At 56.4% G+C, this 23,332-nt stretch carries 17 protein-coding genes; 8 read left to right on the top strand and 9 right to left on the bottom strand.

Features of this window, described 5'->3' with window-relative positions:
• The first annotated feature begins 122 nt into the window (after positions 1-122).
• The 5 genes from ACXADJ_RS15250 (at position 123) to glmS (ending at position 6,225) form a co-directional block, all read left to right on the top strand.
• Entirely contained in the window at positions 123-431 is a 309-nt protein-coding gene (locus ACXADJ_RS15250; protein ID WP_475067459.1) for a c-type cytochrome, read from the top strand.
• Positions 432-492: 61 nt separating this feature from the next.
• Positions 493-1,119 carry a c-type cytochrome gene (locus ACXADJ_RS15245; RefSeq protein WP_475067457.1) on the top strand — a complete coding sequence of 209 codons (627 nt, stop codon included), beginning with the start codon at positions 493-495 and terminating at the stop codon, positions 1,117-1,119.
• A gap of 371 nt (positions 1,120-1,490) precedes the next feature.
• Positions 1,491-2,123: a thiol:disulfide interchange protein DsbA/DsbL gene (locus tag ACXADJ_RS15240; RefSeq protein WP_475067455.1), complete on the top strand. Its 633-nt coding sequence runs from the start codon at positions 1,491-1,493 to the stop codon at positions 2,121-2,123.
• 456 nt (positions 2,124-2,579) lie between these two features.
• On the top strand, positions 2,580-4,244 hold the full coding sequence (locus ACXADJ_RS15235) for a GGDEF domain-containing protein (protein WP_475067453.1): 1,665 nt from the start codon (positions 2,580-2,582) through the stop codon (positions 4,242-4,244).
• Between the two features lie 157 nt (positions 4,245-4,401).
• Complete coding sequence (gene glmS, locus ACXADJ_RS15230) at positions 4,402-6,225, top strand: glutamine--fructose-6-phosphate transaminase (isomerizing) (protein WP_475067451.1); 1,824 nt, start codon at positions 4,402-4,404, stop codon at positions 6,223-6,225.
• A 3-nt stretch (positions 6,226-6,228) separates the two neighbouring features.
• Here glmS and ACXADJ_RS15225 read toward each other — a convergent pair whose 3' ends face one another.
• Complete coding sequence (locus tag ACXADJ_RS15225) at positions 6,229-7,377, bottom strand: NAD(P)H-dependent flavin oxidoreductase (protein ID WP_475067449.1); 1,149 nt, start codon at positions 7,375-7,377, stop codon at positions 6,229-6,231.
• A gap of 50 nt (positions 7,378-7,427) precedes the next feature.
• On the bottom strand, positions 7,428-8,399 hold the full coding sequence (locus ACXADJ_RS15220; RefSeq protein WP_475067448.1) for a DMT family transporter: 972 nt from the start codon (positions 8,397-8,399) through the stop codon (positions 7,428-7,430).
• A gap of 92 nt (positions 8,400-8,491) precedes the next feature.
• On the opposite strand from ACXADJ_RS15220, the gene ACXADJ_RS15215 reads away from it, so the two are divergent.
• On the top strand, positions 8,492-9,355 hold the full coding sequence (locus tag ACXADJ_RS15215; RefSeq protein WP_475067446.1) for an AraC family transcriptional regulator: 864 nt from the start codon (positions 8,492-8,494) through the stop codon (positions 9,353-9,355).
• A 127-nt stretch (positions 9,356-9,482) separates the two neighbouring features.
• Here the strand turns inward: ACXADJ_RS15215 and ACXADJ_RS15210 are convergent, their stop codons facing one another.
• From ACXADJ_RS15210 to ACXADJ_RS15195, 4 genes are all read right to left on the bottom strand, one after another.
• Positions 9,483-10,409 (bottom strand): porin, encoded by a 927-nt coding sequence (locus tag ACXADJ_RS15210; RefSeq protein ID WP_475067444.1) that lies wholly within the window; start codon positions 10,407-10,409, stop codon positions 9,483-9,485.
• Between the two features lie 289 nt (positions 10,410-10,698).
• Positions 10,699-11,718, bottom strand: a complete 1,020-nt coding sequence (locus tag ACXADJ_RS15205; protein WP_475067441.1) for an asparaginase — start codon at positions 11,716-11,718, stop codon at positions 10,699-10,701.
• 9 nt (positions 11,719-11,727) lie between these two features.
• Positions 11,728-13,131 carry an aspartate ammonia-lyase gene (locus ACXADJ_RS15200; RefSeq protein WP_475067439.1) on the bottom strand — a complete coding sequence of 468 codons (1,404 nt, stop codon included), beginning with the start codon at positions 13,129-13,131 and terminating at the stop codon, positions 11,728-11,730.
• Between the two features lie 152 nt (positions 13,132-13,283).
• Positions 13,284-14,729 (bottom strand): alanine/glycine:cation symporter family protein, encoded by a 1,446-nt coding sequence (locus ACXADJ_RS15195; protein WP_475067437.1) that lies wholly within the window; start codon positions 14,727-14,729, stop codon positions 13,284-13,286.
• Positions 14,730-14,958: 229 nt separating this feature from the next.
• Here ACXADJ_RS15195 and ACXADJ_RS15190 point away from each other — a divergent pair, with 229 nt between their 5' ends.
• Entirely contained in the window at positions 14,959-15,777 is an 819-nt protein-coding gene (locus ACXADJ_RS15190) for a helix-turn-helix domain-containing protein (protein WP_475067435.1), read from the top strand.
• A gap of 274 nt (positions 15,778-16,051) precedes the next feature.
• Here ACXADJ_RS15190 and ACXADJ_RS15185 read toward each other — a convergent pair whose 3' ends face one another.
• Positions 16,052-16,486 (bottom strand): winged helix-turn-helix transcriptional regulator, encoded by a 435-nt coding sequence (locus ACXADJ_RS15185; RefSeq protein WP_475067433.1) that lies wholly within the window; start codon positions 16,484-16,486, stop codon positions 16,052-16,054.
• A 95-nt stretch (positions 16,487-16,581) separates the two neighbouring features.
• Between ACXADJ_RS15185 and ACXADJ_RS15180 the strand changes: the two genes are divergently transcribed.
• Complete coding sequence (locus ACXADJ_RS15180) at positions 16,582-17,445, top strand: SDR family oxidoreductase (protein ID WP_475067431.1); 864 nt, start codon at positions 16,582-16,584, stop codon at positions 17,443-17,445.
• 155 nt (positions 17,446-17,600) lie between these two features.
• Here ACXADJ_RS15180 and ACXADJ_RS15175 read toward each other — a convergent pair whose 3' ends face one another.
• Positions 17,601-20,471 (bottom strand): S8 family peptidase, encoded by a 2,871-nt coding sequence (locus tag ACXADJ_RS15175; protein ID WP_475067428.1) that lies wholly within the window; start codon positions 20,469-20,471, stop codon positions 17,601-17,603.
• A gap of 164 nt (positions 20,472-20,635) precedes the next feature.
• Positions 20,636-23,266, bottom strand: coding sequence for a S8 family peptidase (locus ACXADJ_RS15170; RefSeq protein ID WP_475067425.1), 2,631 nt, complete (start codon positions 23,264-23,266; stop codon positions 20,636-20,638).
• Positions 23,267-23,332 lie beyond the last annotated feature (66 nt).

Here is a 23,332-nt window from a genome sequence, read left to right as displayed (position 1 = left end):
GAATGGCGTAGTCAGTCTACCACAGCGTGTATCATTCATGGGTAAGAGTCTCAACAAAGCCGCCAAGAGCTCAATGAGAGACCTTCAGAAGTATCAAACTAATAATGATGAGAGATCTGAATATGAACAAACTTCTTACCCTGTTCGCCGTATCTGCAGTAGCCCTCTCTGCCAACGTGCAAGCCTTCGATGCCGAAGCCAAGTACAACATGGCGTGTGCTGCCTGCCACTCCCCTCAAACTGCCGCCATGCTGGGAGCGCCTGCCGCCCATGATGCCGCATCCTGGGCCCCGCGCCTGGAGAAGGGTATGGATACGCTGGTAAACCACGTCACCAATGGCTTTAATGCCATGCCTCCACGTGGGCTGTGTATGGATTGCACAGCCGAACAATACAAGGCGCTGATCACCTTTATGTCTACGCCAAAATAACAGGCTCGTGGAGATATAACGCCTGCAACGATAAGAATTCACTTACAACCTGGATCTGACGATGAAAAACCTGTTGATTAGCCTCTTTGTTTCAGCCGGACTCATGTCCGCGGCACATGCCAGTGACGCGAACTCCGCCTACAGTGGTGACGCGGAAGCGGGCAAAGCAAAATCTGTAATGTGTGCAGCCTGCCACGGAGCAGACGGTAACAGCATGGTGCCAACGTTTCCGAAAATTGCCGGTCAGGGTGAACGCTACCTGATCAAGCAGATCAAGGACATCCGCGATGGCAATCGTTCGGTACCGGAAATGACCGCGTTTGTTGCCAACCTGAGCGACAACGACATTGCCGACCTGTCCGCTTACTTCAGCGCGCAAGACGCGACTGGTGGCGGTGCCAAGGAAGAATTGGTGGCTCTGGGTGAGAAGATCTATCGTGCAGGCATCGAGAAAAAAGGTGTGCCAGCCTGTATGGCCTGTCATGGCCCAGCCGGTAAAGGCATGGACCTGGCGGGTTTCCCAATGCTGTCTGGTCAGCACGATGCCTACACCAGCAAGCAGCTGCATGCCTTCAGTGCCGGCACCCGTATGAACGATGGCGACACCCGCATGATGCGTGACATCGCCTACCGTTTGCACGACTCTGAAATCGAAGCCGTGTCCAACTACATTCAGGGCCTGCGTTAATTCGGGTAACCTGAGATTGAAAAAAGCGGCTTCGGCCGCTTTTTTTGTGTTTTCATAAATCAACCTGGCTGCCGGCATACAAAGCGGTTGCTACCGTTTATCCTCTCGAATCTGGCCGTTCGTCATCAATGCCCTGCCATCCCCGCAGGGCGCGGCTTGCAGCCCGCCAGAACGGTGTTGGCGAATTTGGAAAGACTCGGCCGGACAGGTTCGTCATTCCGCTGCATTCGCCGCCTTGTTCTGACAACCTGCAGGACTCGCGCAGAGCTGTGCGGAGTTTTTCAGAGGGTCCCTAGTATGCAACGGAACCTTTATGTGAGAATTACGCTCAATAGCGAACAAGAATTTGCGACATTGAAATGGAGACCCCTATGCTCGCGCAGATCAAACGTTGGATGGCCGTACCCTTGATGATGCTGGCCTCACTGGCTGTCGCAGATACCTACAGCGACGGCAATGGCTACACCACCCTGAGTCAACCGGTGCCGGTAATGGCCGATGGCAAAATCCACGTTGAAGAGGCCTTCTGGTTTGGCTGTCCGCACTGCTTCCACCTGGAAAACTACGTTGAGCCATGGAAGGCCGAGCTGCCATCTGATGTGAAATTCACCGCGGTGCCTGCGATGTTCGGTCGAGCCTGGGTGGCTCATGCCCGTCTGTTCTACACCGCTGACGTGCTGGGCATCCTCGACAAGGTACACACGCCGATTTTCCGTGCCATCCATCTGGAAAAGCAGCGTCTGCTGTCTGAAGATGACCAGCGCGACTTCCTGGTACAGCACGGCGGCATCACCGCCGATCAGTTCGACAAAACCTACGAGAGCTTTGCGGTGGAATCCCGCATGAAGCAAGCTGATCAGCGCATTCGTTCGTTCAAGATCAGTGGTGTTCCGGCGCTGATTGTTAACGGCAAGTACGTTGTTTCCGCCAGCTCTGCTGGCGGCCAGGACAATATGATCAATGTGGTGAACTTCCTCATCGAGAAAGAGCGCAACGGCAACTAATCAGCCGTCTGTGCAGTAAAAACCGGGCAATGCCCGGTTTTTTTGTGCCTGCCGTTTGGCTGCAACCGTTTGTTACATCACTGCGTTAGCCGAATCGACAAGGGAATCTATACTAATGGGGACATCTATTTTATCCGGTGCTCACTCTGGGCTACCGGGTGGTTTCGAATCACGAAGCCGACTTGCAGGCCTGACGGGTCAAGTCAAAAGTCGGCGACACAGAGTCGAGATCATCCGGCAGCCCCCGCAGGGCGCGGATTGCCGCCGCCCAGTGCGGTGTTGACGAATTTGAAAAGACTCGACCGGACAGGTTCGTCATTTCGCTGCATCCGTCGCCTTGCACTGAACAACGGCAACACTCGCGCAGAGCCGTGCAGGATTAAATAGATGTCCCCTAATGACAGAATGCACTGAACCTGCGGGCCCTCGTATGGAACAATCGTTTGGATAAATCGTATGGATAAGTCCCTCGGCGACGCAGAGCGCTGGCGAGCCAAATACCTCGATCTGTTGCAGCAGCAGGAACAGGATGAGGAGGCGTGGAAGCAACAACAGGAAGCCTGGCGGCGTTCCTTTGTGGTGGTCTGCCTGTTGGCAGAGGGGCAAGACAGCGCGCTCGATCCTGAATTGCAGGGCCTGCGACAGCAAATCAAGAAGCAGGGCAACGCCCCTCAAACCGACTCACTATCAACCCTGATCCGTTCCTTTGAAAGCCGTCAGTCGGCGACGAATCAACAATTACTGCAGGCCTTGCAACATTCTGCCGCCACATTGCTGGATTTACCGCTTGAGAGCACTGAGTTGCAGCGGCTACGGTCGTTACGCAAACGGCTCGACAGTGAGCTGGATACCTCATTGAGTGCCTTGCAGTTGGTCGCCGACTGGCTCGACGCCATGCCATCATCCCCAGTGGCTGGCGCCAATGCGGAAGCCGAAACAGGCCCGTCACTGTGGCAGCGGCTGTTTGGCAGCAAGAAAGTCGCCGTTGGCAAAGAAGGCAACCATTTGGAAGAAAGCACCGCATCAATGCCAGATTCCCCCTTGGTTGAGGCAGATGACCAGACGTTGCAAGAAGCCATGAAGGTGCAGCAGAACCTGTGTCAGGGGTTGCTGCGTTTGCTGGATCAGCTGAACCTGTCGGATAGCCAGCAGGACGCTGCCCAAAGCTTGCGCCAGCAACTGCTGGCTGGGCCTTCCTTGCCCGATCTGGTCGACCTGCTGGAGCAGCTGGCTGATCTGGTCATGACGGCACTGTCAGCTAGCCAGACAGCGATGCAGAGCTTCCTGCACCAGCTGGATGATCAGCTGATGAACCTGCAACAGCACCTGCAAAAAGAGTGCTTCAGCAGTGAAGGCAGCCAGCAGGCGCGATTGAATTTAAGCAACGAAGTGCAGCAGCAGGTGGGGCATTTACGCAGCCTCGCCAATGACGACGGCGAACTCGAAACCCTGGGCGCGCGGCTGCAATCCCATCTGGTGGCCATCGTCTCGGCGCTGGAAACCTTCGACGCCCACGAACAGCAGCGCGAAGAAGCCCAGCAGCAGGAAATCGTTGCACTGAACCAACGGTTGCAGGACGTTGAACGTCAGGCCAGTGCCACGCGGCAGGCGTTTGAGCGCCAGCAACAGTTGGCCTACAAGGACGCCCTCACCGGATTACCCAACCGCCATGCCTACAGTGCTCACACCCGCAAGCTCTGGAAGCAGCTGGACGAGGGGGGCTCGCTGGTGCTGGCGGTGGCCGATGTTGATTACTTCAAGCGCATTAATGACCAGTTTGGTCATCAGGCTGGCGACCGGGTGCTGAAGCTGATCGCCAAAACCCTCGGTAAGCATGTGGCCAAACCGCACTTTCTGGCCCGCTATGGCGGCGAAGAGTTTGTCATCATCCTGCAATCCCAAACCCTGACAGAAGCCAGTCAGAGTGCCGAACAGTTGCGCGCGGCTATTGAATCCCTGCCGTACCACTTCAAGGGTGACCCGGTGTCCATCACCATGTCATTCGGACTGGCCGAAGCCCGTAAGGGCGAACGTCTGGAAACCGTCTTTGAACGGGCCGATAAAGCCTTGTACCGGGCCAAGCAAGGTGGCCGCAATCAGGTAGTGGTTGATTCACTCTGAAATCCCGCCCGAAACCTGCCCGTCGCTCAATTCTTTACAGTCCTTTGTGTTAACCTCAGCTCTTTTGTTGCAGCCGGAATTTCTGCCGCACTGGTGGTGTCTGAGTCTGCGAATTGGTTGTTGTTAACGTCAGAGCCTTGGTTCAGGAGAAGCTCGTATGTGTGGCATTGTGGGTGCGGTTGCCCAGCGTGATGTGGTTGAAATTCTGCTGGAAGGACTCCGTCGTCTTGAATACCGTGGCTACGACTCCGCCGGTGTTGCCGTGCTGGACGCCGGTGCCAGTGAGCCTCAACTGCAACGCCTGCGTCGTCTGGGCAAAGTGCAAGCGCTGGCCGATGCAGTGGCTGAACAAGGCCTGCCTGGCGGTACCGGTATCGCTCATACCCGCTGGGCGACCCACGGCGAGCCGTCCGAAGCCAACGCGCACCCACACGTGTCCGGCGATATCGCCGTAGTACACAACGGCATTATTGAAAATCACGAAGCCCTGCGGGCAGAACTGCAAGCCGATGGTTACCAGTTCCAGTCGCAGACTGATACCGAGGTGATCGCGCATCTGGTGGCGCGTGCGGTCAGCGACGGTGCCGATTTGCTCACGGCGGTGCAGCAGGTTCGCAGTCGTCTGGAAGGTGCCTACGGCATGGTGGCGATCAATCGCCAGACGCCAGAGCGCATGGTGGTAGCCCGTTCGGGCAGCCCGCTGGTGGTGGGCTTTGGTATCGGCGAACACTTTATCGCCTCCGACCAACTGGCGCTACTGCCTGTCACCCGTCGTTTTGCCTTTCTGGAAGAAGGTGATGTGGCGGAAATTACCCGCCAGAGCGTGCGTATTTTTGACCTTGAAAACCAGCCGGTAGAGCGTGAAGTGCGCGAAAGCTCGGTTGAGCACGACGCTGGTGACAAAGGCGAATACCGCCACTACATGCTGAAAGAAATCCACGAGCAGCCGCAGGCGATTGCCAACACGCTGGAGGGCCGTTTGCTGAATGGCCAGCTCAATCTGGAAGCGCTGGGCGACCTGTCCGACGTCGATGCCGTTCAGATCATTGCCTGCGGCACCAGCTACCACGCCGGGGTAACCGCTCGTTACTGGATTGAGTCGCTGGCGGGGATTTCCTGCAACGTCGAAATTGCCTCCGAGTTCCGTTACCGCCGTCCGGTAATTCGTCCGAATACCCTGTTGGTGACCATTTCCCAAAGTGGCGAAACCGCCGACACGCTGGCCGCGCTGCGTCAGGCCAAGGAACTGGGCATCACCAAAACTCTGTCGATCTGCAACGTGCCGGGCTCCTCGCTGGTGCGTGAGTCTGATATGACGGTACTGACCCGGGCCGGGGCTGAAATTGGCGTTGCCTCCACCAAGGCTTTTACCACCCAGCTGACAGCCTTGCTGCTGCTGACTGCCGCTTTGGCCGAACGCACTGCCGATGCCTCCGACGTGCAACAGCGCATCGCCAAGGCACTGGAAAGCCTGCCGGGCCTGATTCAGCAAACACTGTCGATGAACGACGACATCGAACGTCTGGCGGAGCACTTCGCCGACAAGCACAACGCCTTGTTCCTGGGCCGTGGGGACCAGTACCCGATTGCGATGGAAGGGGCGTTGAAGCTGAAAGAAATCTCCTACATCCATGCGGAAGCCTACGCAGCCGGTGAGCTGAAGCACGGCCCGCTGGCGTTGATCGACGCAGAAATGCCGATCGTTGTGGTCGCGCCTCACAACGACCTGATGGAAAAGCTCAAATCCAACATTGAGGAAGTGCGCGCCCGTGGCGGCGAGCTGTACGTCTTCGCGGAAGAGTCTGCCGCCATCAGCGCCGCTGAAAACATGATCGTGGTGCCGGTGCCTGCCTGTGACGACGTGATCGCACCCATCGTCTACACCTTGCCGCTGCAACTGCTGAGCTACTACGTTGCCGTGATCAAAGGCACTGACGTCGACCAGCCTCGTAACCTGGCCAAGAGCGTCACGGTGGAATAAGCCTTACCAGTCCGCTTCTTCTATCAGCACCTTCACCATCCCGGCCGCTGTCATTTGCCGTGACAGTGGCGCGCCCTGGCCTGCCCAGTGGGCTGCAAATTCATGACTGCCCTGAGCGCTGGCAGCGGCATTCAGTTGCTTGGCGACGTCGTAGGCCAATGGGTAATCTGCCACCGCTATGGCGGCTTCGGCACCATGGCGAGTCAGCCGATTGCTCAGCCCACGTGCAGGACGCCCTGAAATGGCGAGCGTCATCTCTGTGGTGTGTTCTGTGGCGTTTTTCAGACGCTCTTTATAGCCAGCATTGGCAGCGGATTCCGGGCACAGCACAAAGGCGGTACCCAGTTGAACGGCGGTAGCACCGAGGGCTTTCATGGCGTTCATGCCAGCCCCGTCCATGATGCCGCCAGCGGCAATTACTGGTAACGGCTGTTCGGTTGCCAGCATTCGTACCAATACGGCGGTGGGCAATTGCTGGTCGCTGGCGCTGGGATCGAACATGCCGCGGTGGCCACCGGCTTCATAGCCCTGGGCAACAATCGCGTCGATACCGGCCCGCCGAGCTTGTTCGGCTTCGTGCAAGTTGGTCGTCGTTGCCAACGTCAGGGTGCCTGCGGCTTTGAAAGCTGTGATGAGTTCTTTGTCTGGTAAGCCAAAGTGGAAACTGACCACGGCGGGGGCTTCTTCCAACAGCATGGCCTGGGCTTCGGGGCTGTGGATAAAACTGGTGTAGATCTCGTTGAGCTGTGTCGGGGCTGGTGCTTCAAATTCGTCAAAGAAGGGCGTCAGGCTGGCAACCCAGTTGGCTTCGCGGTCGGCGTTGCGTTGGGCTTCAGCATGGCAGAACACATTTACATTGAATGGTTTGTCGGTCAGTGCCCGGGTTGCCCGAATCATATCGCGGGCCTGATCAACGGAGGTGGCGCCAATGCCAATCGACCCCAGTGCGCCGGCATTGCTCACCGCTGCGGCCAATTCTGGCGTGGCCACACCGGCCATTGGCGCCTGAATCAGTGGCTGCATCTTGTGCTTCTGCAACCACTGTTCAAGATGATTGATGGCTGTTACGGAGTCTGGCGTGGTGTTCTGGCTGTTGGTCTGGCTGTTGGTCTGGCTGTTGGTCTGGCTGGTATTGTAACTAGCGTCGGCCATAGCGCTCTCCTGTCCATAATGGCGGCGCAACAGGCCGCCTGGATGTTCGATTACAACACGGTTTGGGGGTCTTTGGCTGTAGTTGTTGAGGCGGAGTTCTGCAATGCCTGCTGGCGCTTGATGGCACGCTGGCGCAACCAGTCGTCACCGCTGACCAGCAAAATCCCCCCCAGTACCAGCAGCGCACCGGCAACAAAGCCAGCTTCCAGCGGCTCGTCCAGCAGCAGCACGCCCATGGCCACTCCCCACAGGGGAGTCATAAAGGATAGGACGCCAAGCCGGGACGCCTGATAGATACGCAGTAGCCAGAACCAGGTCAGCAGTGCGGCAATGGAAATGATCAGCGTCTGAATCGACAGGCTCAACAGCACCTTGTTGCTCCACACAATCGGGCTGTCGTTGCTGATCAGGCCGTAGCCAACCAGAATCACGCTGGCACCCAGTAATTGCCAGGTCAGGGTTTGCATCACCGGCGCCTGACTCAATACCGTGTTGCGAATCAACACCGTGGTCGCGCCCCAGGCCAGACCGCCCAAAACGCAGTAGAAATCGCCCAGCAGGCTGCTCTCTCCACCGGCGGTGTCGTTCCAGAGGAACGCCAGGGCAATGCCTCCAAAGGCCGCAAAGACGCCCAGCCACTGAATACTGGACAGCCGTTCGTGAGCGACGGTGAAATGCAGCCCCAGTGCGGCAAACACCGGTGCGGTGTAGAGGAACACCACCGCATGAGAGGCGGTGGTGTGCTTCAGGCCTTCACCCAGACCCAGGTATTCCAGCGCGAACAGCACGCCTGCCAGCATACCGGGTAACACTGCACCGCTGACAAAGCTGCGGTGCAGACCGCGCAGCCAGACCCAACCGCCAATCAGAATCACGCTGAACAATGAGCGCAAGCCGATTTGCAAGGTTGGGCTCATATCATCCGCGGCCAGTTTCGACAGGATCTGCTGTTGGCTCATGACAAAGGTGGTGATCACCATCAGGCCAATGGCAAGGGCATCGAGAGGTTTGTTGCTTGGCATGATGGTCACCGGACAAGATGGGTTGGATTGGCTATTATGGTTTGGCACTTTTGAATATCGATATTGAATTAACGCCATCTGTGGATGAATAAATGCCAAATCCGCGATTCCTGGCCCATGGCCCCAACAGCAGCCCGCAACGGGAGTTGCTGTCTCCCAAGTTTGATTCCCGCCATACGGGCAGCGCTGACCCGCAAGAAAGTGTGGTGTTGTACGGTGCAGAAACCGACGCGCTGGTGTACCGGGCGGCGGTTACCCGCAATGACACCCTGTACCCGGTTCATACCCATGCCTGGGGCGAGTTTGTGTGCTCTTACACCGGGCCGATTGAGGTACAGGTAGAAGGGTTTCATTTTGTGGCGCCGCCGCAGTTTGGCATCTGGTTGCCACCCAACACCGAGCACAATGGCATCAGCCGGGCGCAGGCGTGTCATGGCTCCTTCTATATCCGGCCGGACCTGTGTGAGGGATTGCCGCAGCAGGCTGCTCTGTTGCAGGTGAATGCCCTGACCCGGGCGCTGCTGAATCAGTTGCGGGATGCCAGTCAGCAGCCGGCGGCGGCGACCCAGCGGTTGTTGCGCGTGCTAGTGGATCAACTGGTTGCCGCAGAGGTGCAGGGTTCCTACTTGCCGATGTCGGATGACGGCGTATTGGGGCCAATACTGGACATCTTGTGGCAAAACCCGGCGGATGAACGCACAGCGGCTCAGTTGGCGGCACTGGTACACACCAGTGAGCGGACGCTGATTCGTAAATTCGATCGGCTGTTAGGCTTGTCGTTGCGAGAGTGGCGTCAGCGTTTGAAGGTGGTGAAGGCGTTTGCCTTGCTGGAAAGCGGTCAGGCGGTTGAGAGCATTGCCCTGGACCTCGGCTACAACAGTGCCTCGGCGTTTATTGTGATGTTCCGTAATCAGGTGGGCATGACGCCGGAGCAGTGGCGCTTGCAGCGGGCTTGAGGGGGGCGTGTGAGTTTGGAAAGCGGGGAGTTGTGAGGTCAGGAATCAGTCGCTAATACATCGGCCCTGAACGCAAAAACGGCCCCGAAGGGCCGTTTTCTGACGTTCTAATTTGCTAAAGCAGCAATTAGAAGTCTACTTTCAGACCAACAGAGTAGTCTTGAGTGTCGTCAGAGCTGTCGGAGCTGTTGTTAGCGAACTCAACCCACAGAGTGGTAGCGTCGCCCAGAGAGTGCTGGTATTCAGCAGCGAAGCCGTTGGAGTTGTCGTCATCGCCCAGGTCGTATGCGTAAGCAACGATAGCACCGGTTTCAACGTCGTACTGAGCAGCCAGGGACAGAGCAGTGCGGCTGTCTTCAGTGTCAGTGTCGTCCAGGTTTTCAACCAGAACGCCAACGTACAGAGCGTCAGCAGACACGCCCAGACCCAGAGACATTACGTCTGGCATGGATTCCAGTTCTTCCTGGATAGTACCCAGGGAAACAGTGAACATGTCGGCAGAGTAAGTACCGGTCACTTCGAAAGAGTCAGCACCAGAACCGCTTTCTACGTCGTTGTCAGACATAACAGCAGCAGCAAACTTGAAGCCGCTCATGTCTGGAGAGTAGTAGGAGATCTGGGAGTCAGCGCGGTAGTGGTTACCGAAGAACTGAGCTGGGGAGTAGGAGCTGGTGATATCGGTAGTGAAGGTCAGCGCCTGAGCGTAAGGAGTCCAGTCTTGACCGATTTTAACAGTACCGAAGTCGCCTTCCAGACCAACCCATGCCAGACGGCTGCGGATGTTGCCTTCGTTAGCGTTGGTAGGCTCGTCATCGTTGTCCCACTTGCCAACACCCACTTCGTAGCGGTACAGGGCTTTTACGTTGTCCAGATCAGTTTCAACAGAACCTTTGATACCAATACGGGAGTAGTTGTTGGTAACGTCCATAGCGGAATCGCTACCGTCGGTCAGCTTCAGACGCAGGGAGCCGTAGAAGTCAGTAGTAGCTTCAACAGCGAATGCTGGGGCGGAAGTGGCGGCTGCGATAGCCAGAGCCAGAACCTGTTTTTTCATGATGTTCTCCGTTTTTTAGAGTAAGCCTAAAGGCGTTTTCCAATTGGCGGGTAAGTATATAAAACAAACCCTATCGGTTAATCAACCGTAAAACCGCTTATATTGATGATTAGAAGTTCCCGATAGGTGACTCATATCACAGGGTTATGGCGGAAATACGCTGCGTTCACGTGGCCTGAGTATCTACCCAATCTGCGCCGAATGTCATGATATGGTTCCCGTTTTTATTGAATAAATTGGGAATTGACAAATATGTCACACCTATGATGACGGCTTATTTACAATGTCCTCAAGCCTTGATCTCACCGGCCTTCGGCGTCGTAAATCCGGCACTGATTCCATTCTGTTCAAAGCCCATGGAAGTGAGCCAGTGCAATTTGGCGAAGGCGGCTTCGAGGGTGATATCGCGTCCACCAATCACGCCAATGCGGTTCAGGGTGGCGCCGGTTGAGTAGGCTCCCTGCTCAATATCGCCCCATAAACAGTGGCTCAAATTAACCACTGTGATGCCCCGTGAAATGGCTTCTTCAAGCGCCGGAATCAGCGTGGGGTTGGCGTCTGGCGGGTTGCCAACGCCGTAACTGATCATGATCACAGCGTGGGTATCAGCGGCCTTAAGAGGCGCTTCGATCATATCGGCGGTTATGCCCGGATACAGCATCAGTAGTTTTACGGACGAATTGCTGAACTCGGGAATACAAAAGTCGGCTTTGTCACCGCGTAGTAATAAATCGCCGTACAATTCGACGTCTATTTGCATTTTTCCCAAATGATCAAAGTTGGGCGAGTCAAAAGTATCGAGTGCGGTGGTTTTCAGTTTACTGGCACGGTTACCGCGCAATAAACGATTGCCAAAACAAATACAGACCTCAAACAGTTCATTTGAGGTCGCAAATAGCAAAGAATTGGTTAAATTATCGACAGCATCTGAGCGAATAACACCCAGTGGAATCTGGGAACCAGTAACGATAACCGGTTTATCCATTGGCGTTATCATGAAAGATAATGCCGCGGCGGTATAGGCCATGGTATCGGTACCGTGCAGTACCACAAAACCGTCGTATTGTTGCCAGTATTGCTGCAACAGCGTCGCGACCCGTGCCCAATCGGCAGGCACGGCGTTGGAGCTGTCGATCAGCTGATCCATCTCCAGTACTTCGAACTCAGGCAATTGCTGAACAATGTCATCATTCAGGTGTTTACGTACCCGGGCTTCGAAGCCCGGCGCTGGAACGTAACCCTGATCGGACGGCACCATACCAATGGTGCCTCCCGTGTAGATCACCAGTATTCTCTTGGTGTTATTCATTCATGGCCCTCACTTGTCTCGGCTTTTGGGTGCCAGCATCGACTGTGGGCTTAACAGTCGTTCGAGCTCGGCTTCATCCAGCAGTCCTTCGGACAGAATCAGTTCCCGTACGGTGCTGCCACTGTGCAACGCCTGTTTGGCAATGCGGGAGGCATTCGAGTAGCCAATGTGTGGCACCAGTGCGGTGATGCTGCCAATGCTGATTTCCAGCAGCTCGGCACAGCGTTCGCGGTTGGCTTCAATGCCGCGAATGCACTTGTTCTCGAACATATCACAGGCGTTACCCAGCATTCGCATGGAATTCAACAGATTGTAGATAATCAGCGGTTCCATGGCGTTGAGCTGCAACTGACCTGCTTCAGCGCCCAGGGTGACGGCGAGGTCGTTGGCAATCACCTGGAAAGCCGTCTGGTTAACCGCTTCCGGAATCACCGGGTTCACCTTGCCTGGCATGATGGATGATCCTGGCTGCATCGGCGGCAAACGGATCTCGCCAAAGCCGGTGCGTGGGCCGCTGGACAGCAGGCGCAAGTCGTTGGCGATTTTGCTGAGCTTGATGGCAAAACGGCGTAGCACGCCAGAGAACATCACAAACGCGCCCATGTCGGAGGTGGCTTCGACCAGGTTGGCGGCCGGTACCATCGGCTTGCCAGAGAACTCGGCCAGGTAGCTGACGGCTTTTTGGGCGTAATCCGGATGGGTGTTGATGCCGGTACCAATGGCGGTACCGCCCAGGTTTACTTCACACAGCAGCAGGCAGACTTCTTTCAGACGGTCGATGTCTTCGTTGAGGTTAACCGCAAAGGCTTCGAATTCCTGGCCCAGGGTCATCGGCACGGCGTCTTGCAGCTGGGTACGGCCCATCTTCACCACATCGGCGAATTCCTTGCCCTTGGCTTCAAAGGCCGCAACCAGACTCTTGATGGCTTCCATCAGCGGCTCGGCGGCAAATTGAATGGCCAGACAGGCGGCGGTCGGGTAGGCGTCGTTGGTGGACTGCGAGCAGTTAACGTCGTCGTTCGGGTGCAGGAACTGGTATTCGCCCTTGCCATGCCCCAACTTGTGCAGCGCCAGGTTGGCGATCACTTCGTTGGCGTTCATGTTGGTGGAAGTACCGGCACCGCCCTGGATCAGGTCGACCACAAATTGGTCGTGCAAGGCACCGTCAATGATGTCGTCACAGGCATCCATGATGACACTGGCCTTGGCTGCTGGCAGGTAACCAATGTCTTCGTTGGCTTTGGCGGCGGCCTTTTTGACCAGTGCCAGCGCGCGAATCAATTGTGGAAAATGGCTGATAGGAACGCCGGTAATGGCAAAGTTATTTACCGCTCGTTGGGTTTGAACGCCGAACCAGGCCTCGGCCGGAATGTCCAGATCACCCAGTAAATCGTGTTCGCGTCGCGTAGTCATAGTGTCCACCCCGAAAATGTGGAAGTAAGGGAATAAGAAATAGAGGTTTGGTTAAAAAGGGCGCCACTCCAACGGTGAGAGCGGGGTGGAGTGGCGCAAGGGGTGACGGGCAGAGGCGACCAAACGACCGCCCGTCAAAGCTGTGAAGCGTGTTATTTGGCGCGCTGTTTCAGTACTGCCTGATGCTCTGGTTCCAGTTCCCAGGCAGCAGCATCAACGTTCATGTCTTCAAATTGCTTGGCATCGAATACCGGCTGTTTGATACCGGCTTTCAGCTGCTCGTCGTAGTCCTTCATCAGACGCAGGCCTTTCTTGAACAGCAGCGCCAGAGCGAACAGGTTAGCCAGTGCCAGCAGGCCCATGGTGACGTCGGCAAAGGCGAATACCGTACCCAGATCCATGATGGCACCCCAGCAGCACAGACAGATCAGTACCACACGGAAGCCGTTCAGCAGGGTTGCGCTGCCTTCGCGGAAGAAGCTCAGGGAGTTCTCGCCCAGGTAGTAGTTGTACAGAATGGTGCTGAAACCAAACATCAGCAGGGCGACGGAAACAAACGCACGACCCCATTCACCGACATGATCTGCCAGCGCGATCTGGGTCAGGGCAACACCGCCGTGCTCACCAATGGTGGCTGGATCGTAGATGCCGCTCAACAGAATCACGAACGCAGTACAGGAACACAGGATGATGGTATCGATGAAAACAGAGAAAGACTGCACGATGCCCTGAGCAGCAGGGTGTGGAACGTATGCGACAGCTGCAACGTTTGGAGCAGAACCCAGACCGGCTTCGTTGGAGAACAGGCCACGCTTGACACCCATCAGGATCGCAGCACCAACACCACCGCCAACAGCCTGTTCCAGACCGAAAGCGCTTTTCACAATAAGGGCGATCACGTCAGGCACTGCAGAAATGTTCATGCCCAGAACCACCAGCGCGATGGCCAGGTAACCACCGGCCATTACCGGTACCAGAATTTCAGAAACGCGGGCGATACGCTTCACGCCACCGAAGATGATCAGACCAACGATCAGCGCCAGGCCAATACCGGTGTGGTAAACAGGAATACCGAAAGCGTCTTCGAAAGAGGTCGCTACGGAGTATGACTGCATGGCAGTGAAGCCAAAACCGAAGGTCAGCAGCAGCAATACAGAGTACAGACCGGCCAACCAGGTCCACTGCTTGCCCAGACCACGACGGATGTAATAAGCAGGGCCACCACGGTAAGCGCCGTCAGAATCGTTCTTTTTGTAAGCCTGTGCCAGCGTACATTCGAAGAAGCTGGTTGCCATACCCATCAGGCCAACCACCCACATCCAGAAAATCGCACCCGGGCCACCCAGAGTAATCGCAACCGCAACACCGGCGATGTTACCGCCGCCAACACGACCGGCAACCGACAGCAACAGTGCCTGGAAAGAACTCAAGTGACCGTGCTTGTCACGAGCAGATTCGCTAGCACGCAGGATGCCAAACATACGACCGAAGTAGCGGAATTGAACAAAACGGGAGCCAACCGTGAACAGCAAACCGAGGCCGATCAGGAAGGCAATCAGGACCTTGCCCCACAGCAGGTCATTCAGATAATCGAGCATTTTTTTCTCCATCCCGGCAGAGCGGGATTTGTTCTTATTGATGACGGATTTATTGCAACAAAGCCGCTCGGTATGAAGAAGTTGTCGACTTGTCTCCATTTGTCGCTAATGGGAGCCTTTGTGGCATCAAATAGCGCCACTTTTGAACAAAAGTGCATCAGCTCGGCTGGTATAATGTGATGCTGTACAACCCGCAAGCCGCATCCCCACCAGTCACACCGGATTCCAGATGGAAGACTTTTCACACAATTTGCGATTACTCAGCAGCTACTACCGTTCGATTGCCGAAGTGTGTCGGCAGCTGACGCTGAACCGCCCACAGTTCAATCGCTATCTGGCTGGCAAGGCCCGACCATCGGCCAACACCATGCGGCGCATTTGCGACTTCTTTGGGGTGGAAGAGCATGAAATTCTGCTGCCCCATGACCAGTTCCGACGACTGATTCAGGTGCGGCCAGTGGCGGTGAACAGTGTCTCGACGACTGAGGCACCGATGGAATCCGAGCATCTGCAACGCTTGCAGGGCTTTAACAGCGACGATGTTGACCGTTATCTGGGTTACTACTTTGAGTATTACCTGTCGATGGCGTGCCCCGGCCAGATTTTGCGCACACTGGTCTGCATCGAGCGTCAGGGCGACGGCATTTATTACCAGCGCAGTGAACGGCTGCGTGAAACACCCGATAGTCCAATGTGCCACGGCAAATACGTTGGGCTGGTGAATTTCCTCAGCGACCGTATTTTCTTATCGGATTACGAATCCCTCACCGGTAACGAGATGACCCAAACCATCCTGTTCCCCTCGTTCAAAAACCGCATTACCCGCTTGTCGGGGTTACGTATCGGGGTATCGGGCAGTGGCGAACGCATGCCCTGCTGCGCCCGGGTGGTGTACGAATACCTCGGTGCCGAAATCAATTTCCGCAAGGCATTCGCCATGTGTGGGCTGTTTGATCCCAACTCCTCCGAGATCGACCCGGTATTAAGAGAAGCGGTTTATAACCGTATGGGCACCCGTGATTGGCACTTCCGGGCGGCGCATTTGTAGGATTGGTTGGGTGTTGGGAGAATCATCGTAGGTCAGATACAGACGCGAAGCGGCTGCCATCTGACGTGTTTTGGTGGTCTCCTTGTCGGATGGCGCAAGCTTATCCGACCTACAAGAAAGTTGTGGGAGGTAGCTTGCTGCCGATGGTTTGTGTCTATCGAGAGCAAGCTCTCTCTCACACTATTGGCCAGACGCCAGACGCCAGACGCCAGACGCCAGACGCCAGACGCCAGACGCCAGACGCCAGACGCCAAACGCCAAGCCCACCAATACATCAGACCTCAGCTTCCGCAGCCCGCTGTTCTTTGGCGGCAACAATGTCGTCTGTATTAACTTCAATCCAGTCGGCCAGCGCGGCTACCAAGCGGGCGACTTCCTCGCCGATGCTGGTGAGGCTGTATTCCACATGGGGTGGTACTACCGGATAGGCGATGCGTTGCACAAAGCCATCGGCTTCCAGTGCTTGCAGCGATTGCGCCAGCATTTTTTCGCTGACGCCACCGATGCGCTTGCGCAATTCGCTGAATCTGTGTGTTCCATCGCGCAGGGAAATCAGGATCAACACACCCCAGCGACTGCTGACGTTTTTCAGAATTTGCCTTGAAGGACAAGGATTTGCGAACAAATTGCCGCTTCTCAGCTTGTCGGTCAGGGTGGCCGTTTGGGTATCTTGTTGGGCCTTTTCTGGTGGCGTGGTCGACGATTTCATCATACTAACCTTTTTGTGTGTACTTACTAAAAGTTAGCATTGGTATTAGCCTGTTGTCATTCGCTTTTACACAGAAAGAAAAACAGGAGAGTCCCATGATTGTTGTAACAGGTGCATCCGGCCAGTTGGGCCGTCTGGTGATTGAACAGTTGTTGGCCAGTGGCAAGGTTGCTGCCACGGAAATCGTTGCTGCGGTGCGTAGCCCGGAAAAAGTGGCGGATTTGGCCGAGCAGGGCGTGGTCGTGCGTGAAGCCGATTACACCAAACCGGAAACCCTGGTATCTGCCTTTGCCGGTGCCGACAAGCTGTTGCTGATTTCTTCCAGTGAAGTGGGTCAGCGTTTTGTGCAGCACAAGAACGCCATTGAGGCGGCCAAGGGAGCCGGTGTGGCACTGGTTGCCTACACCTCAATTCTGAATGCCGCAGAGTCGCCGCTGCCTTTGGCGGCAGAGCACAAACAAACCGAAGCCTTGCTGGCTGAGAGTGGTTTGGCTCATGTGCTGCTGCGCAATGGTTGGTATTCCGAAAACTACTCCGCCGGTGTGCCTGCCGCGCTGCAGCTGAATGCGCTGTACGGCTGTGCCGGTGAAGGCCGTATTGCGTCAGCTTCCCGTGCGGATTACGCCGCGGCCGCCGTGGCGGTACTGACGGCTGCGGACGATCAGGCAGGCAAGGTGTATGAGCTGGCCGGTGATCACTCTTACAGTCTGGCCGAGCTGGCAGCGGAAATCAGCCAGCAGTCGGGTCAGCAAATCCCTTACGTGGACCTGCCTGAAGCAGACTACGCCGGTGCGCTGAAGCAGGCCGGTTTGCCAGAAGGGTTGGCGGTGATGTTGGCAGAATCCGATACCGGCGCATCCAAAGGTGGTTTATTCGACAACAGTAAAACATTGAGTGCACTGATTGGCCGTGCGACCACACCAATGTCTGACAGTGTGAAGGCTGCCTTGGTCGGCTGATCGTTTTCCTTTTAAAGTTTCAGGGACTGACCCGAGCGGCGCTGGTGTGGCTGGTTGTTCTCCGTTTTCAACCAGTCGGACATGCGGCTCGGGTCAGTTCCTGCTTCTTTCTATTCGCTTTTTGCTTTTCTGAAACCGGGTCAAGGTCGTGCAATTCAAGGTCGTGCAAGGGCTGCCTGATCATCAGTTTGCAGCTCGACGCTGATATCGAGCCCCGTCAGATCTTCCTCGGCTACGTCCACTGTGCTGTCATCACCGGTTTGCCCGCCGTACTGGCCGCAGGTTTCTCCGCTACTGCAGAGGGTCAGGTCGGCATCCAGATCCGATCCCGCCATGATTTGGTAGCTCTGATTGCCTGTCACATCATCAAACTGATACTGGCCCTCAGTATCGGTGAGGGTCACAGCCAGCGTGTTGCCGGCTTCGTCCATCAGGATCACGTATTGAACCGATAGATCACTGTCGCTGCCCAGATCGCCCACGGTAATGCTGACTTCCGCCTGTGCTTGTGTGCCGTCGTCGGTGCTGAAGGTAATGGTGGCGCTATAACTGCCGTCGCTCAGTTCGGTGCGATTGGGTGTCACCTGATAGCGACCAAACCCTTGTGCATCGACCGCTTCCGCAGTGACTGATAGCCAGTCGACATCGCTCAGCACCGACGTTAACTCCGGCGTGCCGCCGCCAATGCTATTGATCGTCACGCTGGCATGGTCTGCATAGCCAATGTTGAGGCTACTGCTGTCCAGGCTCAGCACCACGGGTAACACGACGGTGTCGCCGTCGGCTGCCAGTTGCGCGGCCGTAACAGCTTTCAAGGCGTTGATGCGGCCGTAGCCGTGGTAGTCGTCCCGGCCTGTGTCTCCGAGGTCGTCACTCAGGTGACCTGCCATGATCAGCAGATCGAGCTGTTCCGCTGTCAGTGATGGGTGAACGGCCTTCATCAGGGCAATAACCCCGGCAACATGAGGCGCAGCCATGGAGGTGCCTTCGTAGAAACCATAGCCGGATGTCGGTGTTGTCCCCGAGTCGTTCACCAGACCGCTGAGAATGCCGTCCGGTTGCCCGTCGCTGTTGGTATCGAGGCGGGTGTCACCACCGGGAGCCGACAAGTCCAGATGGCTGCCGTAATTGGAGTAGTAGGTGATGCTGTCGGTGCTATCGGTGGCACCCACCGCCACTACATAGTCGTAAGCCGCGGGGTAATTGATCACGTCATTACCTGTGTTGCCAGAAGCGGCCACAATGATCACACCCTCAGCATGAATGTCGTTGACGGCCTGCTCTTCGGCAAAGGAGTAGGCGGTGCCACCGAGGCTAAGGTTAATGATGTCGGCGGCCTGATTCGGCACGGTGCCGCTGTCATTGGGCAGTCCGGCGGCGTAGTACATGCCTTGCAGAATGTCATACGTGGTGCCTCCGCCAATGCCCAGTACCCGCACCGGCATCACTTTGGCACCCCAGGCAACGCCGGCAATGCCCAGGTTGTTGTTGGTTGCTGCGGCAATGGTGCCGGCCACATGGGTGCCGTGCCACGAGCTTTGCCCTTGAGTGGTGCTGTCGCCGGGGTCGTTGGGATCGTTATCGAGGCCATCGCCGTCGTTCGACATGCTGGGCAGGGAGATAAAGTCGTAGCCGTCGTCGGTCAGCTGGCCGACGAGGTCTTCATGTTGCAGAAATACGCCGGTATCAACGACGGCCACCACAACTTCGCTGCCATCGGTGCGTTCACCGGTGGTAATGTCCCAGGCAGTCGGCCCATCGATGATGTCGAGGTGCCATTGAAAGCGGTAAAAGGTGTCGTTCGGGGTATTGAATGGCTGGCGAATGTAGTTGGGTTCGGCGTACAGCACGCCGGGTTGCTGACCGACGCGCTTGATGGCATTCAGGGTCTGGAGTTTGTCCTGGTAGTCGCCAGCGGATACATCCTGGCCGCTGTTCAAGGCCGTGCGTGAAGCGGTATCGATCTCGAAACGAACCCGGGTTGGACCTTGGGTGGTGGCGCTTAACTCAAAACCGCTCGTCAGCCCGGATGCCATCAGTGCTTTTTGTTCGGCCTGTTTTGTTTGCGTCTTGCTCTGGATGGATCGGTCTGTGGTTGATGCGGTTTGCAGCAGCATTTCGCCGCTGACAAAGGCATCGGTAGAGCCGTTATGGCTAGCCGTTGCTTGTGAACCATCGACAATGCGGAGGGTGTACTTGCTGAATCCGCTGAACGCGGCGACCAGTAAGTAATAGTCACCATGGGTGGTGACGGTAATGGCTTCATCGTTGCCCGTACTGATTGACTGGCCCACCAGATTGCCGCTGTTATCGACCAGATAGAGATCCAGATCCGGCAGTTCTGCGGCGTTGTCTGCGCTGTTGTCGAGCCCGGTCAGAACCAGCTGCTGGCCGGCATCGAGGGTAGTGTAGAAGTAGTCGAACTCATCGGCCTGATTGGCAAAGCGTTCCAGCGCGGCGTTGCCCGATAGAATCGCTCCGGTCGCCTGTTGGCTGACAAAGCCATGGATGGTCAGTTGGCTGTCGAACAGCTGGGCATTGGCGAGGCTGTTATTGCTGGCGTAGTCGGCGTTGATATCGTTGATGTCGCCATCAACCAGAATGCCGCCGCTAGCGGTTACGGTGCCGCTGAGGCTGACGGCCACCGGCTCTGGTTCAGTTCCGGTATCTGGGTCAGTGTCGGTATCTGGGTCAGTGTCGGTATCTGGGTCAGTGTCAGTACCTGAATCGGTGTCTGTATCTGGGTCAGTGTCGGTATCTGGGTCAGTGTCGGTATCTGAGTCAGTGTCGGTATCTGAGTCGGTGTCTGTATCTGAGTCGGTGTCTGTATCTGAGTCAGTGTCGGTACTTGAATCGGTGTCGGTACTTGAATCGGTGTCGGTATCTGGGTCAGTGACAGAATCGATGGTGTTATCCACAGGGTCGTCTGTGCCTCCCGCTGCGCCACCGCAGCCCACCAACATCAGACTCAAGGCCAGAGCGGGCCAATATCGGGTGCGTGTTTGCTTCAGCAACGAAAAAGCCATGAACAACCCCTTTCCGAACCACGTATTGATAACCATAACGATTAAGTCTAGTCGGAATGTCACGGCAACAAGGTGAATTCGTTAATGATACCCGTATGAATTTGCAACCAAGGGTAGCCGCATGCAAGTACGGCTACCCTTTCTCCCACCCTGCAACAGAGGTGTTAATCCTGAGTGATGACTTTATTGATGACGGCGCTGTCGCTGCCTGTGCCTTTGGACTGACGGCGATAGCTGACGCCACGGGTCGTTTGTAAATCAACCTCAAAGTCCAGACCGCTAATGGCCCGCTCAGCGACGGTGATCAGCTCCGGCTCCGCAGTATTCGGGTAGTGGCCACAGGTTTCCCCTGCGGTGCAGAGGTGGTTGTCGACATCAATATCGGAGCCCGCGAGGATGTAATAGTTACCCGCATCGGCAACACCAAACTGGTAGTTGCCATTAGCGTCCGCGCGCACGGTATCAACGGTTGCGCCACTCTCATCCAGCAATAGCACATATTGCTGCACCATCTCCCCTTCGGTATCAAAGTCGCCGACCTGCATGGTCACTGGCAGGGTGGTTTCGTCATCGGAATCGGATGACGTTGAGGTGATCCGTATTTCTGTGCTGTAGCTGCCGTCGGCCAGGTCGCTGCGGTCCACTGTGGCGGTGTAGCTGCCAAAGCCATCGGCGTCGACGCTGGAAACGTTGATGCTCAGCCAGCTGGCCGTAGTGGTCACACTGGTGATGGTTGGATCACCGGCGCCACGGTTGCTGATTTCAAAGGTAGCGCTGTCCTGTTGACCAATGGCCAGGGTGTCCGGGTCGGTATCCAAAATAACTGGCAAATCAACGCTGCCGCCGTTGGCCAGAGTCTGCGCCCAGGTGACGGCCTTGAGAGCATTGATGCGACCATAGCCGTGGTAGTTGTCCTTGCCTTCCGCACCCAGATCATCACTGATGTAGCCGTTGGCGATCAGCGCTTCCACATTTTCCACGGTGATGGCCGGATACACGGCTTTCATCAACGCCAGCACACCGGCGACATGAGGGGTCGCCATCGAGGTGCCTTCATACAAGGCATAGGCCGCCTCGCGACTGCCATTGGTGTCGTCAGCAACGGTGCTGACAATGCCATCTGCCTGGTCGTCGTCCTGGGCATCGGCTGAAATATCGCCTCCGGGTGCCGACAGGTCGAGATGGCTGCCGAAGTTGGAATAATCGGTAATGTTGTCGTAGCCATCAGTGGCACCGACAGCAATCACGTGGTCGTAGCCTGCCGGGTAAGTGATCTCGCTGGTGCCGTCGTTGCCGGAAGCGGCGACCACCAACACGCCTGCGTCGTAGATATCGCTGACGGCGTTGGCTTCAAATGTCGATGATTCGGTACCGCCCAAACTCATGTTAATGATGTCGGCCGTTTGGGTTGGCAGGGTGCCACTGCTGTTGCTCAGGCCGGCGGCGTAATACATGCCCTGAACGATGTCGCTGGTTTTACCACCGCCCACACCCAATACGCGTACCGGCATGATTTTGGCATCCCAGGCAATGCCGGCAATGCCGGTGGAGTTGTCGCTGGCGGCAGCGATGGTGCCCGCCACATGAGTGCCGTGCCAGGAGCTTTGGCCAGCAAGATTGCTGTCGCCCGGGTCATCCGGATCGGCATCAATGCCGTCGCCATCGTTGGAGATGTTGGTGTCGGAAATAAAATCGTAGCCATCGCTGGTTAACTGGCCACTCAGGTCCGGGTGATCCATGTAAATGCCGGTATCAATCACGGCCACCACCACGTCGACGCCGTCGGCGCGTTCGCCGGTGGTGATATCCCAGGCGTCAGGCAGGTCGATGATGTCGAGATCCCATTGGTAGCGATAGAGGGTGTCGTTTGGCGTGGTCGCCAGCGGTTGGCGAAGGTAGTTTGGCTCGGCCAATTCCACCCCATCCTGTTTGGCGACGGCCTTGATGGCCATGATGGTCTGGAACTTGGCTTCATAGTCACCCTCGGTGTCATCCACGGCTGTGCCATTCAATAACGGGCTGACGTGTTGGGTTGAAGCGGTTGGGATGTCGAACTGCACCAGTGTTGGGCCACGATGGCCAAGAGCGTCCGAGTTACCGGCTTGCAGGCCTCGTTGGCTTAGAATACTGCGGGCGGTTGCCGTGGCACTGGCGGCGGTTTTGTCGCTGCTTTGTACCAGCATTTCGCCGGGCACGAACTGGTTGACGGCGGTGGTGTTGCGGCTACTGGTAGAAGCTGAGTCGAAGCTCAGGATGTACTTGCTGGCACCTTCGAAGGCGTACACCCGAATGTAATATTGGCCGGCACTGGTGACGGTAATGCGTTCCAGCGGTCCATCGGTGTGCGAAATGGCAACGGAGTTGCCGTTGGCATCAAGAACCTGCAAATCGACATCGCCGTAATAGCCGGGGTCATCGAAACTGAAGCTGTAGTCGATGACCCGCAGGTTGACGGTTTGCGCTGCCGCCAGGTTGACCAGATAAAAATCCTGCACGTCGGTGGCATCATCGAAGCGTTCCAGTTCCGGGTAGCCGGAGACATCGCCGTCGGTTCCTTCTGCATTAACAAATCCCTGCACCGACAACAGGCTGTTGATGGCCTGTGCTTCTGCACGAGTGTCGTTGCTGGCGTAGGTGGCGAAAATGTCGTTAATGTCGGAGTCAACGGCGACACCATCGGCGACCGACAGGCGGCCGCTGACGGCGATGGTATTATCCTCACTGTCCGATCCTGATGAACCACCACAGGCCGCCAACGCCAATGGTAGGGCGGCGATCAGTACAGACTTCGCCAAGGTTAGGAGACGCGCCAGCATCGGAATACCTCTTACTCGATGAAAACTGTAAGGATAGCGTGGATT

Source organism: Oceanobacter sp. ABM4_470 (assembly GCF_056158645.1).
This window is presented reverse-complemented; position numbering and strand designations above follow the sequence as displayed.

Coding starts and splice junctions, on each gene's coding strand:
- ACXADJ_RS15245 (WP_475067457.1), top strand. CDS start 493: ATGAAAAACCTGTTGATTAGCCTCTTTGTTTCAGCCGGACTCATGTCC.
- ACXADJ_RS15215 (WP_475067446.1), top strand. CDS start 8,492: ATGCCAAATCCGCGATTCCTGGCCCATGGCCCCAACAGCAGCCCGCAA.
- ACXADJ_RS15195 (WP_475067437.1), bottom strand. CDS start 14,729: ATGCTCGATTATCTGAATGACCTGCTGTGGGGCAAGGTCCTGATTGCC.
- ACXADJ_RS15200 (WP_475067439.1), bottom strand. CDS start 13,131: ATGACTACGCGACGCGAACACGATTTACTGGGTGATCTGGACATTCCG.
- ACXADJ_RS15210 (WP_475067444.1), bottom strand. CDS start 10,409: ATGAAAAAACAGGTTCTGGCTCTGGCTATCGCAGCCGCCACTTCCGCC.
- glmS (WP_475067451.1), top strand. CDS start 4,402: ATGTGTGGCATTGTGGGTGCGGTTGCCCAGCGTGATGTGGTTGAAATT.
- ACXADJ_RS15235 (WP_475067453.1), top strand. CDS start 2,580: ATGGATAAGTCCCTCGGCGACGCAGAGCGCTGGCGAGCCAAATACCTC.
- ACXADJ_RS15240 (WP_475067455.1), top strand. CDS start 1,491: ATGCTCGCGCAGATCAAACGTTGGATGGCCGTACCCTTGATGATGCTG.
- ACXADJ_RS15175 (WP_475067428.1), bottom strand. CDS start 20,471: ATGGCTTTTTCGTTGCTGAAGCAAACACGCACCCGATATTGGCCCGCT.
- ACXADJ_RS15250 (WP_475067459.1), top strand. CDS start 123: ATGAACAAACTTCTTACCCTGTTCGCCGTATCTGCAGTAGCCCTCTCT.
- ACXADJ_RS15220 (WP_475067448.1), bottom strand. CDS start 8,399: ATGCCAAGCAACAAACCTCTCGATGCCCTTGCCATTGGCCTGATGGTG.
- ACXADJ_RS15190 (WP_475067435.1), top strand. CDS start 14,959: ATGGAAGACTTTTCACACAATTTGCGATTACTCAGCAGCTACTACCGT.
- ACXADJ_RS15185 (WP_475067433.1), bottom strand. CDS start 16,486: ATGAAATCGTCGACCACGCCACCAGAAAAGGCCCAACAAGATACCCAA.
- ACXADJ_RS15180 (WP_475067431.1), top strand. CDS start 16,582: ATGATTGTTGTAACAGGTGCATCCGGCCAGTTGGGCCGTCTGGTGATT.
- ACXADJ_RS15225 (WP_475067449.1), bottom strand. CDS start 7,377: ATGGCCGACGCTAGTTACAATACCAGCCAGACCAACAGCCAGACCAAC.
- ACXADJ_RS15205 (WP_475067441.1), bottom strand. CDS start 11,718: ATGAATAACACCAAGAGAATACTGGTGATCTACACGGGAGGCACCATT.